We start from the raw sequence: 14,590 nt of genomic DNA, 5'->3' as shown, positions 1-14,590 counted from the left end.
ACCCCGCGCCGGCGTTCAGCCCTCGGCGCCGCGGGCGATCCCGAGCGTGGCCAGCAGGTCCTCGTGCAGCTGGATCCACACCCTGTGGCAGGAGTCGACCTCGGGGGAGTCCACCCAGCGCCGGTCGCCGTGGTCGACCCGCGCGAGCGCGGCCAGGTAGCGGTCGGAGTAGCCGTCGAGGCGCTGCAGGCACCGGGCCGGCGGGTCGGTCACCGCGGCGAGGTCGCGGCCGAGGGTGGCCAGCGCCCGCAGGACGCGCTCGTCCCACCGCCAGTCGGTGTGGTCGTTGGCCGCCAGCGGCTCGGTGCGCGTGGGCCGCAGCTGCCAGTCGGTGCACACCTTGCCGAAGCGCTTGTTCAGCGGCAGGAAGCGGGTGTGGGCCTCCACGACGTGCTCGCGCGCCCCGGTCAGCTCCAGCTCCGCGGCCATCCGCCGCTCGTCCTCGACCCGGCCGGCCTCGGTCAGCGACCACCTGCCGCTGTCGGCGAAGCGGGTGTGGACCACCCACCCGCGCGCGGCGAACTCCAGCAGCCGGTCCTCGACCTCGTCGCGGTCGAGGCCGAAGCGGTCGGCGATCCGGCCGGGCGAGGCGAACCCGAGGACGCGGGGCCCGTGCAGCACGAGGTCGTCGGGCACGGAGACGTGTGCGGGCACCGGGCCATCCTGGGGTACGGGACCCGCTCCGGTCAGCGCAGCAGGTGCAGGTAGACCATGTCCTCCGCGTCGGGCTCGGTGGTGAGCGGGGTGAAGCCCACCGCGGCGGCCATGCGCAGGCTCGCCGTGTTGTCCGGCTCGATGCCCAGGACGAACTGCTCGACGTCGGCGGTCTCGGGCGCGGCCAGCAGCGCACGCAGGGCCGCGCTGCCGTACCCGCGTCGCCGGCACGCCGGGTCGACGACGTAGGCCGAGCCCATGGTGCGGCGGGGGTCGGTGGACAGGACGCGCTCGGCGACCGGGTCCCACGCCGTCCACCGGTCGTAGACGTCGCCGCCGATCTGGGCGACCGGTCGGCCGTCGTCGCCGAGCGCCACGAAGGAGTGGGTGCGCAGGACCTGCCGTCCGCGGAACTCGTCGGTCCACCGGGTGCTGCGCAGCGCCAGCTCGCGGACCGGCCACTCGCGCCCGCCGAGCCGGCGCCGCGTCTCGTCGTCGTCGAACCACGGCGTGACGGCGGGCAGGTGCTCGGGCTGGAAGGGGACGAGCCGGACGGCGGACACCGGCCAAGCCTGACCCCGGCCCCGACGGCACGCACCCGCGGGGACGGTCCCGGCGCTGGCAGACTCCGCCCGTGCAGGCCGGGGACTGGGACGCGCGGTACGCCGAGCGGCAGCAGTGGTCGGGGGAGCCCAACCCGCTGGTCGCCTCGCTCGTGGGGGACCTGCCGCCGGGCGACGCGGTCGACCTGGCCGCGGGGGAGGGCCGGCACGCGCTGTGGCTGGCCAGGCTCGGCTGGCGGACCACGGCCGTCGACTTCTCGGCCACCGGCCTGGCGCGCGGGCGGGCGCAGCCGGACGCCGGCCGGGTCACCTGGGTGACCGCCGACGTCACCGGGTGGTCCGCGCCGCCGGACTCGCTGGACCTCGTGCTGGTCGCCTACCTGCACCTGCCGGACCCGGCGATGACCGACGTGCTCCGCCGCGCGGTGGACTGGCTGCGGCCGGGCGGGCGGCTCCTGCTGCTCGGCCACGACGTCGACAACCTCGCGCACGGCGTGGGCGGCCCGCAGGACCCGGCGATCCTGCACAGCCCGCACCGGCTGGCCCCGGTGGCCGGGCTGCTCGACGTCGACCGGCTCGAGACCGTGCCGCGCGGGACGCCTGCCGGCACCGCGCTGGACACCCTGCTCTGGGGACGCCGACCGGCCTGATCCGTCACCCCCGCGCGCTAGCGTCTGCGCCGTGATGGGGATGGGCGGGGCCGGTGGCCCCGGTGCCGAGCGGCGGCGCCGGCTGGTGGCCGCGGTGATCGTGCTGGCCATGGTGCTCGCGGCGGGCGCCACGGTGCTCTCCCTCGTCCTGGACTGAGGAGGCGGCCGTGTCCGACCCGATCGAGGAGTGGTTCGCCGCGGCCGGGCCGCGCGAGGCCGAGCTGCGGCGGGTCGACGCGCTGGTGCGCGACGCCGCGCCGGGACTGGACCGCGAGCTCGTCCCGGCCGGCGCCGGGCAGATGCTCGGCTACGGGCTGATGCCCTACCGGCCGCGGTCGGCGAAGGAGACCACCCGCTGGCCGCTGATCGCCCTCGCCGCGCAGAAGCGGCACCTGTCGCTCCACGTCTGCGCCGTCGTCGACGGGGAGTACCTGCCCGAGGCCCGCGCGGAGCGACTGGGCAGGGTCTCCTGCGGCAAGAGCTGCGTCCGCTTCCCCTCGCTCGACCGCGTCGACGCCGGCGAGCTCGCGGCGCTGGTGCGCGACGCCGCGGCGGTCACCTCGTCGGGTGGCAACGCGTACTTCGCCTCCTGACACGCCGGGGCCGCCCTGCGCCGGGGACCAAGGTCCCTGGATCACCGGGCTCGGGACCGCCACCGTGGACGCCATCCCCCCTGGCACCGGACCGCACGAGGAGTCCCGCGCGCCCATGACGCTCACCGAGCAGCACACCGCCGACCCCGCCGTCGAGCAGGCCGTCACCCGTCTCGTGGACGAGTTCGGCACCCGGCTGCGACCCCAGGTCGTGGGCAGCGTGGTGCGCTCGTGCCGGCAGGACCTCAGCGGCGTCCCGGTGACCGCGCTGCCGGAGATGGTCGAGCGGCTGGCCCGCACCCGCCTGCAGTCCGTCGGCTGACCCCGCGCCGAATCCGGTTGCCGCGTCCCGGACGATGACCGGGTGGGCTTCGTCGACGTGAGCGGGGTCCGGCACACGCTGCCGGACGGCCGGGTGCTGCTGGACGACGTCTCGTTCCGGGTCGGCGACGGCGCCCGGGCGGCGCTGGTCGGCGAGAACGGCGCCGGGAAGACGACGCTGCTGCGGATCGTCGCCGGTGACCTCGTGCCCGAGGCCGGCACCGTCGCCCGCTACGGCGGGCTGGGCGTCATGCGGCAGTTCATCGGCTCGGTGCGCGACGACACCACGGTCCAGCGCTTCCTCGTCGACCTCTCCGCCCCGGCGGTGCGCGCCGCCTGGGACGCCCTCGAGGCCGCCGAGCTCACCCTCATGGAGACCGACGACGAGCCCGCGCAGCTGGCCTACGCCGGCGCGCTCGCGCAGTGGGGCGACGTCGGCGGCTACGACGCCGAGGTCACCTGGGACACGGTCACCGTGGCCGCGCTCGGTGTCCCCTACGACCGGTGCAAGTACCGTGAGCTGTCCACGCTGTCGGGCGGTGAGCAGAAGCGGCTGGCGCTGGAGGCGCTGCTGCGCGGGCCCGAGCAGGTGCTGCTGCTCGACGAGCCGGACAACTACCTCGACGTCCCCGGCAAGCGGTGGCTCGAGCAGCGGCTGCTCGAGACCCGCAAGACGGTGCTGTTCGTCAGCCACGACCGCGAGCTGCTCGCGACCGTCGCCGACCGCGTGGTCACCGTCGAGGGCCGGACGGCCTGGGTGCACGGCGGCGGGTGGGCCGGCTACCCCGGTGCGCGGGCCGCCCGGCACGAGCGGATGGCCGAGGTGCGCCGGCGCTGGGAGGAGGAGCACCAGCGGCTGGTGGACCTGGTGCGGACGCTGCAGCAGCAGGCGGCGAACTCCCCGGACATGGCCAGCCGGTACTCGGCGGCGCAGACCCGGCTGGCGAAGTTCGAGGCCGCCGGGCCGCCGCCGGACCGCCCGCCGGAGCAGAAGGTGACGATGCGGCTGCGCGGCGGGCGCACCGGCGTGCGGGCGGTCATGGCCGAGCAGCTGGAGCTCTCCGGGCTCATGCAGCCGTTCGACCTGGAGGTCTGGTACGGCGACCGGGTCGGCGTCCTCGGCGCCAACGGCGCGGGCAAGTCGCACTTCCTGCGGCTGCTCGCCGGCGCCGACGTCACGCACACCGGGTCCTGGCGGCTCGGGGCGCGGGTGGTCCCGGGCATGTTCGCGCAGACCCACGCCCACCCGGAGTGGCTGGACCGGACGCCGGTGGACCTGCTGTGGCACGGCGAGCCCGGCCGGCCGGGGGTCGACCGGGGCAGGGCGATGGCCGCGCTGCGCCGCTACGGGCTCACCGATGCCGCCGACCAGCAGTTCCGCACCATGTCGGGCGGGCAGCAGGCGCGGCTGCAGGTGCTGATGCTCGAGCTCTCCGGGTCCACGCTGCTGCTGCTCGACGAGCCCACCGACAACCTCGACGTCCTGTCCGCCGAGGCGCTGGAGGAGGCCCTGGCCGCCTTCGACGGCACCGTCCTCGCCGTCACCCACGACCGCTGGTTCGCCCGGTCCTTCGACCGGTTCCTCGTCTTCGGCGCCGACGGGCGGGTGTACGAGTCCGCCGAGCCGGTGTTCGACGAGACGCGGGTGGTCCGGGTCCGCTGACCCGCGGACGGGAGGCACCCACCGTCGGCGGTGGTCGCCGTGGGTGCCGACATGCGGGGCCGGCCGGCCGGGAGGACGCGCGCGGACCCCTCGGTGGCCGTCCGGGCATACGGTCCGGCCTCGTTCCCCCTTCGCTCCGAGAGGCGAGGTCATGGCATCCGGACTCGCGCTGCAGGACATCCACCCGGCCGTCGAGCGCACGGTCGACGACGGGGACGTCGAGGGCTTCGTCGCCCTCTACACCGCGGACGCCTGCCTGGTCGGCCCCGACGGCGCGACCGTCGTCGGGGCCGAGGCGATCCGTGAGGCGATGACCCCGCTGTTCGCCCTGAGGGGCCGGATGACGGTCACCACCCGCCACGTCGTCGAGGTGGGGGACCTGGCCCTGATGAGCAGCGAGTGGAGCTACACCGCCGGGGACGTGCGGTTGTCGGGGATCACGTCAGAGGTGGTGCAGCGGCAGCCGGACGGGGGATGGCTCTACGTGATCGACCACCCCTACGCCGCTCCGGCTTCCGGCGCGACGGCACCCGAGGCCCAGGCGCCGGCGACTGCCGGGGCCTGACGCGAGCGTCCGTCAGGCTGCCTTGACTGTCAGGGCAGCCTGACGGACGCTGGGTCATGGACGTCGACGACCTCGAACGGCAGCACACCCTCGGCAGCGCGGTCCGGCGCTACGAGGAGCTGCGCGCGCGGGACTCCCTGGCGGACCCCGACGACCCGCAGGGGCTGCGTCCGCTCGCCCGTGACGAGGCGCTGGAACTGCTGGCGCTCGGCGAGGTGATCGCCCGGCGTGCGGCCCAGGGGCGGCAGCTGACCGTGCGCACCGCGCGGACGGCGGGGGCGTCGTGGGCGCAGATCGGCCGCGCGCTCGGTGCCACCCGGCAGTCGGCGTGGGAGGCGCACCGGCGCTGGATCGACGCGCAGGTCGCCCGCCGCAGCGAGGCAGGCCACATGGGCTTCGACGACGACGAGGCCGCCGAGGCACGCGCCCTCCTCGCCAACGACGCCGACTGAGCCGGCCGGGCCGGGACGGCAGGAATGGCCGTTACTGCCGGTCAGAAGGCCCGGCCCTCGCCGCGGTAGGTGGGGACGGCGCCGGGAAGCGCGTCGCCGTCGAGGGTGTGCAGGACGTCGACGTGCTCGCACACCTCGCCGGCCTTCGCGTGGCGGAACCACACGCGGTCGCCCACCCGCAGCCCGTCGGCGTCCGGCCCGCGCAGCGGCGTCTGCACCTCCCCGGCGCCCTCGGTGCCGAGCAGCCGCAGCCGGGGCGGGTGCACCGGGCGGGGCAGCCGGTCGGCACCGGGCGGGCCCGACGCGATCCACCCGCCGCCGGCCACGGTCACCGTCCGGGGCGCCGGGCGGCGGGTCACCGGGAGCGCGAAGAGCAGGGCAGGCCGGCCACGGAAGGCGCGGTACCCGTCGAACAGCGTCGGCTGGTAGAGGCCCGAGCCGGCGGCCAGCTCGGTCACGGCGGCGTCGGCGGCGGTCCGCTCGAGGCTGCCGGTGCCGCCGCCGTTGACGAACTCCAGCGGCGCGACCGCCGACACCGCAGCCACCGCCGCCGCGCGCCGTGCGGCCAGCTCGCGCACCGACAGCGCCTGCACGCCGCGCACCGCGAGGCCGCGCAGCGGGCGCCCGGGCGGCGCGTCGGGCACCCCGGCGACCTGCGCCTCGTACGCCATCAGCCCGACCAGGGTGAAGCCGCGCCGGTCGCACACCGCCCGGGCCAGCGCGGCCGCGCCGGCCGGGTCGTGCACGGGGGAGCGGCGCACCCCCACGTGCACCCGGCCACCGGCGGCGCGCAGCGAGGCGTCGAGGTCGAGGCAGACGCGCACCGGCCGGCGGGTCCCCGGGCGGGCCACCGCGTCGACGGCGTCGAGGTGGTCGGGGGAGTCGACCATCAGCGTCACGCGGGCGGCGAGCGCCGGGTCGGCCAGCAGCCGGCGCAGCGCCGTCCGGTCCACGCTCGGGTAGCCGACGACGACGTCCTCGCACACCGGGTCGTCCCCGCCGGCCAGCCACAGCGCCTCGGCCAGTGTGTAGGCGAGCACGCCGGCGAAGCCCGGCCGGGCCAGCACCCGGCGCAGCACCGCGCGGCTGCGCACCGACTTGCTCGCCACCCGGATCGGCCGCCCGCCGGCCCGCCGGGTCAGGTCGGCGGCGTTGGCGTCGAGGGCGTCGAGGTCGAGGACGGCCAGCGGCGGGTCGAGGTCCGCCGTCGCGGCGTCGAGCCGGGCGCGTGCCGAGGTCACGGTCCCGGAGCCTCCCGGTCGGCGGCGCGGGGAGGCAAGCGCCGCGGGCCTCGACGCCCTCCCCACGAGCCGACACACTGCCGCGGACGCCGGAGGAGGGCCGACGGGAGGGGCACCGTGACGGGGACCTGGCGCAACTGGGCGGGCGACCAGCGGGCGGCCGGGCTGACCTCGTCGCCCCGGCCGGGGCGGAGGCCATCGCCGCGGAGGTGCGGGCGGCCGCGGCGGCGGGCCTGCGGGTCACCGCGCTGGGCAGCGGGCACTCGTTCAACGGGATCGGCCGCCCGGAGGACGTCGCCCTGGCGCTGCACCGGCACGCGGAGCTGGTCGGGGTCGACGGCGACGGGCTGGTGACCGTGCAGGCCGGGATGCCGCTGCACCGCCTGAACGCCGAGCTGTCCGCCCGCGGCTGGGCGCTGACCGACCTCGGCGACGTCGACCGGCAGACCGTCGCCGGCGCGCTGTCCACCGGGACCCACGGCACCGGCGCCCGCTTCGGCGGCCTGGCCACCCAGCTGCGGGCACTCGAGCTCGTCCTCGCCGACGGCACCGTGCTGCGCTGCTCGCCCGGCGAGCAGCCCGACGTGTTCTCCGCCGCCCGCATCGGCCTCGGCGCGCTCGGTGTGCTGAGCACGGTGACGCTGCAGGCGGTGCCGGCGTTCGCCCTGCGCGCGGAGGAGGGGCCGGCCCGGCTGCCGGACCTGCTCGACGCCTTCGACGAGGTCGTGACCGCCACCGACCACGTCGAGTTCTACTGGTTCCCGCAGACCGACCGCTGCCTGACCAAGCGCAACACCCGGGTGCCGCTGGAGCAGGCCGCCCCGCTCGGCCGGGCCCGCGCGTTCTGGGACGACGAGGTGCTCGCCAACGTGGGCTTCGCCGCCGTCGTCGCCGCCGGCCGCCGGGTGCCGGCGCTGGTGCCGCAGCTGGCCCGCTTCTCCGCCGGGGCGCTGGGTGCGCGCACCTACACCGACGTCGCGCACCGGGTCTTCGTCTCCCGCCGCCGGGTGCGGTTCCGGGAGATGGAGTACGCGGTCCCGCGGGAGGCGGCGCCCGAGGTGCTGGCCGAGCTGCGGCGGGTGGTCGACGCCGGGCCGGAGCGGGTGCCGTTCCCGGTGGAGGTGCGGGTGGCCGCGGCCGACGACGTCCCGCTGTCCACCGCCTCGGGGCGCGACACCGCCTACGTCGCCGTCCACGTGCCCGCCCGCAGCGAGCCGGGCCGGTACTTCGCGGCGTTCGAGGCGATCGCCGGCGCGGCCGGCGGGCGCCCGCACTGGGGCAAGCTGCACGGCCTCGACGCCGCCGCCCTGGCCGGCCGCTACCCGCGCTTGGGCGAGTTCACCGCGCTGCGGGAGCGGCTCGACCCGGCCGGCGTGTTCGCCAACGCCCACCTCGACCGGGTGCTCGGGCGGACCAGCGACGACCGTCGCCGCCGTGCACCGGCCGGCCCGGCACGGAGCGCAGGCGCGGTCGCTCCCTAGAGCGCCGCCCCCGGTCGAGGGTCGACGGGTGCCTGCCCGGCGAGGACCCCGCTGGCGATGCGGTGGGCGTTGGCCATCACGGTCAACGTGAACGTGGTCGACGGGATCGATGGCAGGACGGACCCGTCGACGAGGTGCACCCGGTCCCAGTCCGGCAGCCGCCCCCAGCGGTCGGTGCCGATCCCGGCGACCTGCCGGCTGCCGGCCCGGTGGGGGAACGAGCCCCCGAAGTGGTAGCTCTTCCCCGCCCCGGACACCGCGACGTGGGAGAGCAGCGGCCAGAGGTCCAGCCGGGGCGCCACGCGCAGCAGCCGGCGCAGTGCCCTGTCCAGCAGCTCGGGACGCCCGGTCCCGGGCGGACGACCGACGTCCAGGTCCGGAAGACCGCCGCCGGCACCGGGACGGGGGACGACGCGGATCGGCGGCGACGCCCAGGACGGCAGGTAACCGAAGCCCACCGACAGCCGGCGCAGCACCTGGCGTGCGGCCGGAGCGGCCCACGGGCGGCGCAGCGGAGCCGGCAGCGCGTCGACGTAGGCCGGGTTGTAGGGGTACCAGTGCACCTGCGAGGTCGTGTGGCCGTCGTCGTCGAAGTGCAGGAGGACGTTGACCTGGTTCAGCGTGAAGTCGCGCACCGCGGGTCCCCGGGGGTCCTCGACCGGCCTCGCGGACACGAACGGGACGACGAACTGGAGCGACTCGGCCATGTCCAGGCTGGACGGGGGCGCCGCGAGGGAGCCCAGCACCAGGCGCGTGGTACCCAGCCCGCCGGCTCCGACGAAGAGACGATCGGCGGAGAACTCGAGTCGCTGCCCGGTCCGCACGTCGCGGCAGGAGGCCACAGCCCGGTCGCCGTCCTGGCCGATGCGCTCGACGAGCAGCGAGTCGAGGACCCGGACGTTGGGGCGCCGCCGCAGGCGGTCCATGGTCTGGGCGGCGCTGTAGATCAGCTGGTACGGGCACCCGGTCATGCACAGCCCGCAGCGGACGCACCCGTGGGCGGCGAAGGCCAGCCGTGCCCGTCCCACGGTGACGCCGCGGGCGCGCAGGTCGTCCCGGGACCGCTCGTAACGCCGGAGCACCGCCGTGGCGCGGGCGCCGAGCGGAGGCAGCGGGCTCGTGGGCGCGATGAGCGGGAAGAGCTCGGCCAGGTCGTCGTTGTCGCCGGCGAGCGGGACCTCCGCCAGCACCGCCCGGTAGTGCGGCGCCATGTCGGCCCAGGAGACCGGCCAGCGGTCGAAGGTGCTCCGGGCGAAGGGCATCACCTGCGCGCCCCACACCGTGGAGAAGCCGCCGTAGGCGGAGGAGGCCACGTCGAGGTTGGTGCCCGGCGAGCCGGTGATCCCGGTGGTCTGACCGAGGTCCCGGAAGGGGTAGGACGAGCCGTAGGAGCGCTTCTGCGGCACGACCCCGGACGCCCCCGCGGTGGTCGCGCGGCGGGTGACGACGTCGAGGTCGTCCGGAGCCCAGGTGTCCGGTCCAGCCGCCGCGAGGCGGTCCCGGGCAGCCCGGTGCCCCTCCTCGAGCCGCGTCCCGAGGTCGAGGACGGTGACGGAGTGGTCCGGCCGCTCGGAGAGGGCCATGGTCACTGCCGCCGCGGAGGGACCCGAGCCGACGACCAGGTGGGTGGTCCCCGGAGTCACCTCGGGTCGAGACCGGTGGTGAGGGAGACCGGCAGCCGGCCCGTCCGCAGCTCGAGCCTGCCCCGGAGGTGGCCGAGGCCGGCCACGCCGAGTCCGGCGACGATCGCCCCCGCACGGCGCAGCGCGTCGACGTCCCCGCGGATCGCGCGCAGGAGCTCGCGGACGACGCTGGTGGCCATCTGACGGGCGAACTGCAGCTCGGCGGTGATGTTGCCGGCGTCGCCCATGTCGGCGAAGGCCCGCACCTTGCCCCGGTTGATCCAGTAGCAGCGCCGCCAGAAGTAGCCCCAGGTGAGTCGCTCCGGGTGCACGACGTGGAAGACCTGCGCCTTCGGCTGGTAGAGGACCGATCCCGCGCCGTGGGCCGCCGCCACCCGGTGGGACAGGTCCATGTCGTCGTGCTTGTCGGAGTGGAAGCCGCCGACGGCCCACAGCGCGTCGGTGCGCACCGACATGCTGGCCCCGATCAGGTGCCGGACCGGCGCCAGCTCCTCGGGGAGTCCCCGGTAATGGCAACCGAACACCCAGTCGAACTCGTGGGGGAACCAGCCCGGCCGGTCGATGGTGTGGTTGGGCAGCGGCGCGCCGCCCACGGCCACCGCCGCGGGGTCCTCCTGGTACACCCGCAGCAGCGTCTCCAGCCACGTCGGAGCGGCTTCCGCGTCGTCGTCGAGGAAGGCGACGACATCGGCGGTGACCTGCTCGACGGCGGTGTTGCGGGCGGAGCCGAGCCGGCCGGCGAACCGGTTGCGCAGCACGCGCACCGGCGGCCGTCCGTCCTGTGGGTCCTCGCCCCACCGCTCGAGACAGCGGCTGTGGAGGGCGTCGTTGTGGTCGACGCACACGAGGACGGTGCGGGGGGCCACCGACTGCGCCTGCACGGAGGCGACCGCTTGGCAGAGCATGTCCCACCGGTCCTCGGTGTAGGCGCAGATCACGACGTCGGCGGACGGGCTCGTGGCGTTGTGCTGCGTCGGCATGCTGCCTCTCGAGTGCGGGGACGACCAGGACCGGAAGGTGCGACGCTGCACCGCCAGGAGGCGCAAAGTAGCAGGTCGAGGCGCCGATCCGGCCTCGATCGCATCCCCCGGCAGTTCCCGGCCGTCCCCCTGACCGCTGCCGGCCGGGATCGGGACCCCGCGCCTCAGAGGTCGACCTCGGGCTCCCCGGTGCCGCCGATGCGGTCGAGCTCGGCCATCTCGGCCGGCCCGAGCACGCGTGCGGCGGCCTGCAGGTTCTCCTCCAGGTGCGCCACCGACGACGTCCCCGGGATGAGCAGGACGTTCGGCGAGCGCGCCAGCAGCCAGGCCAGCGCCACCTGCATCGGCGTGGTCTCCAGCCGCCGCGCCACCGTCTCCAGCGCCGCCGACTGCAGGGGCGTGAAGCCGCCCAGCGGGAAGAACGGCACGTAGGCGATCCCCTCGCGGGCCAGCGCGTCGACCATCGGGTCGTCGTCGCGGTGCACGAGGTCGTAGTGGTTCTGCACGCACACCACCGGCGCGATCGACCGCGCCTCGGCGAACTGCTGCGTCGTCACGTCGGAGACGCCGAGGTGGCGGATCAGGCCCTGCTGCTGCAGCTCGGCCAGCGCCTGGAACGGCTCGGCGAGCGAGCGCTCCACCGGTGCGGCGAACCCGGGCATCCGCAGGTCGACCACGTCGATCACGTCGACGCCGAGGTGGTCGAGGTTGTCGTGCACGGCCTGCTCGAGCTCGTCGGGGGACAGGGCCTCGGGCCACTCGCCCTCCGGCGTCCGCCGCGCGCCGACCTTGGTGACGATGGTCAGCTGCTCGGGATAGGGGTGCAGCGCCTCCCGAATGACCTCGTTGGTCACGTGCGGGCCGTAGTAGTCGCTGGTGTCGATGTGGTCCACGCCGAGCTCCACGGCCCGGCGCAGCACGGCGACGGCGGCGTCGCGGTCGGCCGGCGGGCCCATCACGTGGGGGCCGGCCAGCTGCATCGCGCCGTAGCCGAGCCGGTTGACCGTGCGGTCCCCGAGGGTGAACCGCCCTGACCTCTCGGCGGTCGTCGTCACGACCGCCTCCTACCCGTCGTGCGCGATCGAACCCGGGTTCAGGCCGCCCGGTCCAGCCGGCCGGCCACCTCGGTCCGCCAGGCGCTGACGTCGGCGGCCACCCGTGCGGTCTCCCGCCGGTCGGACCGCCGGGCCACGAGGGCGAGCCCACTGCCCGCCAGTGCCAGGACGGCGCCGACCCACATCGGCGCGGTGTAGCCCAGGTCGAGGGAGATGACCAGCGCGCCCAGTGCGGCGCCGACGGCGTTGGCCACGTTGAACGCCGCCTGGTTGGCCGCAGACACCAGGCTGCCGCCGCGCACGCGCGCGGCCTCGATGACGCCGTTCTGCACGACCGGTCCCATCGCGAAGGCCACGGTGCCGAACAGCACCAGCAGGACCACCGCGGCGACGGGGGACCGGGCCAGGACGGCGAAGGCTGCCAGCAGCGCCGCGGTGGTGAGCAGCCCGGCGACGACGAAGGACCAGCCGAACCGGTCGCCGAGGCGGCCCCCGGCCAGCGTGCCCACGGTGGTGCCCACGCCGAACAGCGCGAGGACCGGGGTCACCCAGCCCTCGGGGATGCCGGCGAGGTCGGTGAGGATCGGGCTGACGTAGCTGTAGACGGAGAACAGCGCGGCGAAGCCGACCATCGTCAGGCCGAGCACCAGCCACACCTGACCGCGCCGGAAGGCGGCGAGCTCGGCGCGCAGGTCGCCGCGCTCCCCGGTGCCGGCGGGCAGCCAGGCGAGCAGCCCGGCGATGGTGACCAGGCCGATGACGGCGATCGCGCCGAGCACCAGGCGCCAGCTCAGCTGCTGGGCGACGAAGGTCCCCAGCGGGACGCCGACCACGTTGGCCAGCGTGAGCCCGACCATCATCAGCGAGATGGCCTGCGTGGCCCGCTCCGGCGGGACCAGCGTGCGCGCGGCGACCGCGCCGACGCCGAAGAACGACCCGTGCGCCAGCGCGGTGAGCACCCGCGCCGCGGCGAGGGTCTCGTAGGTGGGGGCCACCGCTGACAGGGCGTTGCCGACGACGAACACGACCATCAGCGCCACCAGGGTCTGGCGGGGCGAGAAGCGCACGCCGAGCGCGGTGAGCGTCGGTGCGCCGAGGACGACACCGACCGCGTAGGCCGAGATGAGCAGGCCGACCGCGGACACCGAGACGCCGAGGCCGTCGGCGATCTCGGGCAGCATGCCCATGACGACGAACTCGGTGGTGCCGATGCCGAAGGCGCCGATCGCGAGCGCGAGCAGGCCACGGGGCACGGGGGACTCCAGGGGGACGACGAGACGGACGGGGGGAGCGCGGACGTCGTCGTCCGGGATGGTCCTGCCCGAGGGCCAGTACTACCGAGGGGCAGTACTACCGAGGGGCAGTACTACCGAGAGGCGTACTACCGAGGGGCAAGGCACCGACCGTGCGGGACATGCCCCGCACGGTCGGTGGGTGTGGTCACAGTCCGGTCAGGGCTGCAGCAGCACCTTGACCGCGCCGTCCTTCTTCTCCCGGAAGTCGGTGTACGCCTGCGGCGCCTGCTCGAGCGGCACGCGGTGGGTGGCGAAGTCGTCGACGCCGAGCGGGTCGCCGTCGACCAGCAGCGGCAGGATGTCGGGCACCCAGCGCCACACGTTCGCCTGGCCCATCCGCAGCTGGATCTGCTTGTCGAACATCCGCATGAGCGGCAGCGGGTCGGTGGCCCCGCCGTAGACGCCCGACAGCGAGATCGTCCCGCCGCGGCGCACCGCGTCGATGGCGGTGTTCAGCGCGGCCAGGCGATCGACGCCGGCCACCTGCATGACCCGCTCCATGATCGCGTCGGGCACGACGGCGGTGGCCTTCTGCGCCATGCTGGCCAGCGGGGAGCCGTGCGCCTCCATGCCCACCGCGTCGATCACGGCATCGGCGCCGCGGCCGGCGGTCGCCTCCTGGATCGCCTGGACGACGTCGTCCTTCTTGGTCGTGCGGATGACGTTCGTGCCGCGCGTGGCGGCGCGGGCGAGCCGCTCCGGGACGACGTCGGAGGCGTAGACCTCCTCGATGCCCAGGTGGTGGGCGATGCGGGTGCACATGTCGCCGATCGGCCCGAGCCCCAGCACCAGCAGCGTGCCGCCGGGCGGCGTCGCGGCGTACTGGACGGCCTGCCACGCGGTGGGCAGGACGTCGGAGAGGTAGACGAACCGGTCGTCGGGCGCGCCCTCCGGGACCTTGATCGGCAGCGTGTTGCCGAAGGGCACCCGCAGGTACTCGGCCTGACCGCCCGGCACCTGCCCGTAGAGCTTCGTGTAGCCGAACAGCGAGGCACCGAAGCCCTTCTCGCGGTTCTGCGTGGTCTCGCACTGCGACTGCAGGCCCTGCGAGCACATCCAACAGCTGCCGCACGAGATGTTGAACGGCACGACGACGCGGTCCCCGGGCTTCACGGCGGTCACCGCGGAGCCGACCTCGCGGACGACACCCATCGGCTCGTGGCCCATGACGTCGCCCTTCGTCATGAACGGCGCCATCACCTCGATCAGGTGCAGGTCGGATCCGCAGATCCCGCTCGAGGTGACCTCGACGATGACGTCGGTGTCCTCCTGCAGCGTCGGGTCGGGGACGGTGTCGACCTGTACGTCGGCACGTCCGTGCCAGGTGACTGCGCGCACGAGAACCTCTCCTCGGATCGTGTGCAGGGGCGGGGCCGGACGGGGTGTCCAGGGACCTCGTGCCCGGTGTGGGCCTGATCGCCCCTGGTTCAACGC

The 14,590-nt window shown here is 75.4% G+C and carries 16 protein-coding genes; 8 read left to right on the top strand and 8 right to left on the bottom strand.

Annotated features, from left to right (window positions below; all coding sequences use genetic code 11):
• Positions 1-15: 15 nt before the first annotated feature.
• Both BM414_RS15575 and BM414_RS15570 read right to left on the bottom strand, forming a co-directional pair.
• A complete protein-coding gene (locus tag BM414_RS15575) occupies positions 16-654 on the bottom strand; it encodes a transcriptional regulator (RefSeq protein WP_175551615.1) in 639 nt (212 codons plus the stop codon).
• 32 nt (positions 655-686) lie between these two features.
• A complete protein-coding gene (locus BM414_RS15570; RefSeq protein WP_093580629.1) occupies positions 687-1,217 on the bottom strand; it encodes a GNAT family N-acetyltransferase in 531 nt (176 codons plus the stop codon).
• Between the two features lie 71 nt (positions 1,218-1,288).
• Here BM414_RS15570 and BM414_RS15565 point away from each other — a divergent pair, with 71 nt between their 5' ends.
• The 7 genes from BM414_RS15565 (at position 1,289) to BM414_RS15540 (ending at position 5,461) form a co-directional block, all read left to right on the top strand.
• On the top strand, positions 1,289-1,867 hold the full coding sequence (locus BM414_RS15565; RefSeq protein ID WP_093580627.1) for a class I SAM-dependent methyltransferase: 579 nt from the start codon (positions 1,289-1,291) through the stop codon (positions 1,865-1,867).
• A 31-nt stretch (positions 1,868-1,898) separates the two neighbouring features.
• A complete protein-coding gene (locus BM414_RS31385; protein ID WP_275582099.1) occupies positions 1,899-2,024 on the top strand; it encodes a hypothetical protein in 126 nt (41 codons plus the stop codon).
• Between the two features lie 10 nt (positions 2,025-2,034).
• Complete coding sequence (locus BM414_RS15560) at positions 2,035-2,460, top strand: DUF1801 domain-containing protein (RefSeq protein ID WP_093580625.1); 426 nt, start codon at positions 2,035-2,037, stop codon at positions 2,458-2,460.
• Between the two features lie 115 nt (positions 2,461-2,575).
• Entirely contained in the window at positions 2,576-2,782 is a 207-nt protein-coding gene (locus BM414_RS15555; RefSeq protein WP_093580623.1) for a three-helix bundle dimerization domain-containing protein, read from the top strand.
• A 42-nt stretch (positions 2,783-2,824) separates the two neighbouring features.
• Positions 2,825-4,444 carry an ABC-F family ATP-binding cassette domain-containing protein gene (locus BM414_RS15550; RefSeq protein ID WP_093580621.1) on the top strand — a complete coding sequence of 540 codons (1,620 nt, stop codon included), beginning with the start codon at positions 2,825-2,827 and terminating at the stop codon, positions 4,442-4,444.
• Between the two features lie 151 nt (positions 4,445-4,595).
• Positions 4,596-5,009, top strand: coding sequence for a YybH family protein (locus BM414_RS15545; protein WP_093580619.1), 414 nt, complete (start codon positions 4,596-4,598; stop codon positions 5,007-5,009).
• A gap of 56 nt (positions 5,010-5,065) precedes the next feature.
• Positions 5,066-5,461, top strand: a complete 396-nt coding sequence (locus BM414_RS15540; protein ID WP_093580617.1) for a hypothetical protein — start codon at positions 5,066-5,068, stop codon at positions 5,459-5,461.
• 41 nt (positions 5,462-5,502) lie between these two features.
• On the opposite strand, the gene BM414_RS15535 is transcribed toward BM414_RS15540, so the two are convergent.
• Positions 5,503-6,702: an amino acid deaminase/aldolase gene (locus BM414_RS15535; protein WP_175551614.1), complete on the bottom strand. Its 1,200-nt coding sequence runs from the start codon at positions 6,700-6,702 to the stop codon at positions 5,503-5,505.
• Positions 6,703-6,911: 209 nt separating this feature from the next.
• Between BM414_RS15535 and BM414_RS15530 the strand changes: the two genes are divergently transcribed.
• A complete protein-coding gene (locus BM414_RS15530) occupies positions 6,912-8,183 on the top strand; it encodes a D-arabinono-1,4-lactone oxidase (RefSeq protein WP_217644740.1) in 1,272 nt (423 codons plus the stop codon).
• On the opposite strand, the gene BM414_RS15525 is transcribed toward BM414_RS15530, so the two are convergent.
• The 5 genes from BM414_RS15525 to BM414_RS15505 form a co-directional block, all read right to left on the bottom strand.
• Positions 8,180-9,766 (bottom strand): GMC family oxidoreductase N-terminal domain-containing protein, encoded by a 1,587-nt coding sequence (locus tag BM414_RS15525; RefSeq protein WP_139245876.1) that lies wholly within the window; start codon positions 9,764-9,766, stop codon positions 8,180-8,182. The two genes, BM414_RS15530 and BM414_RS15525, sit on opposite strands and share 4 nt — an antisense overlap.
• 56 nt (positions 9,767-9,822) lie before the next feature.
• Positions 9,823-10,806, bottom strand: a complete 984-nt coding sequence (locus BM414_RS15520) for a glycosyltransferase family 2 protein (protein ID WP_093580610.1) — start codon at positions 10,804-10,806, stop codon at positions 9,823-9,825.
• 164 nt (positions 10,807-10,970) lie between these two features.
• On the bottom strand, positions 10,971-11,861 hold the full coding sequence (locus BM414_RS15515; RefSeq protein ID WP_093580608.1) for an aldo/keto reductase family oxidoreductase: 891 nt from the start codon (positions 11,859-11,861) through the stop codon (positions 10,971-10,973).
• Positions 11,862-11,899: 38 nt separating this feature from the next.
• Positions 11,900-13,114: an MFS transporter gene (locus BM414_RS15510; RefSeq protein ID WP_093580606.1), complete on the bottom strand. Its 1,215-nt coding sequence runs from the start codon at positions 13,112-13,114 to the stop codon at positions 11,900-11,902.
• Between the two features lie 198 nt (positions 13,115-13,312).
• Positions 13,313-14,494 (bottom strand): alcohol dehydrogenase catalytic domain-containing protein, encoded by a 1,182-nt coding sequence (locus BM414_RS15505; protein ID WP_093580604.1) that lies wholly within the window; start codon positions 14,492-14,494, stop codon positions 13,313-13,315.
• Between the last annotated feature and the right edge of the window lie 96 nt (positions 14,495-14,590).

Origin of the sequence: Geodermatophilus amargosae (assembly GCF_900116515.1) — a bacterium.
GTDB lineage: Bacteria > Actinomycetota > Actinomycetes > Mycobacteriales > Geodermatophilaceae > Geodermatophilus > Geodermatophilus amargosae.
This window is presented reverse-complemented; position numbering and strand designations above follow the sequence as displayed.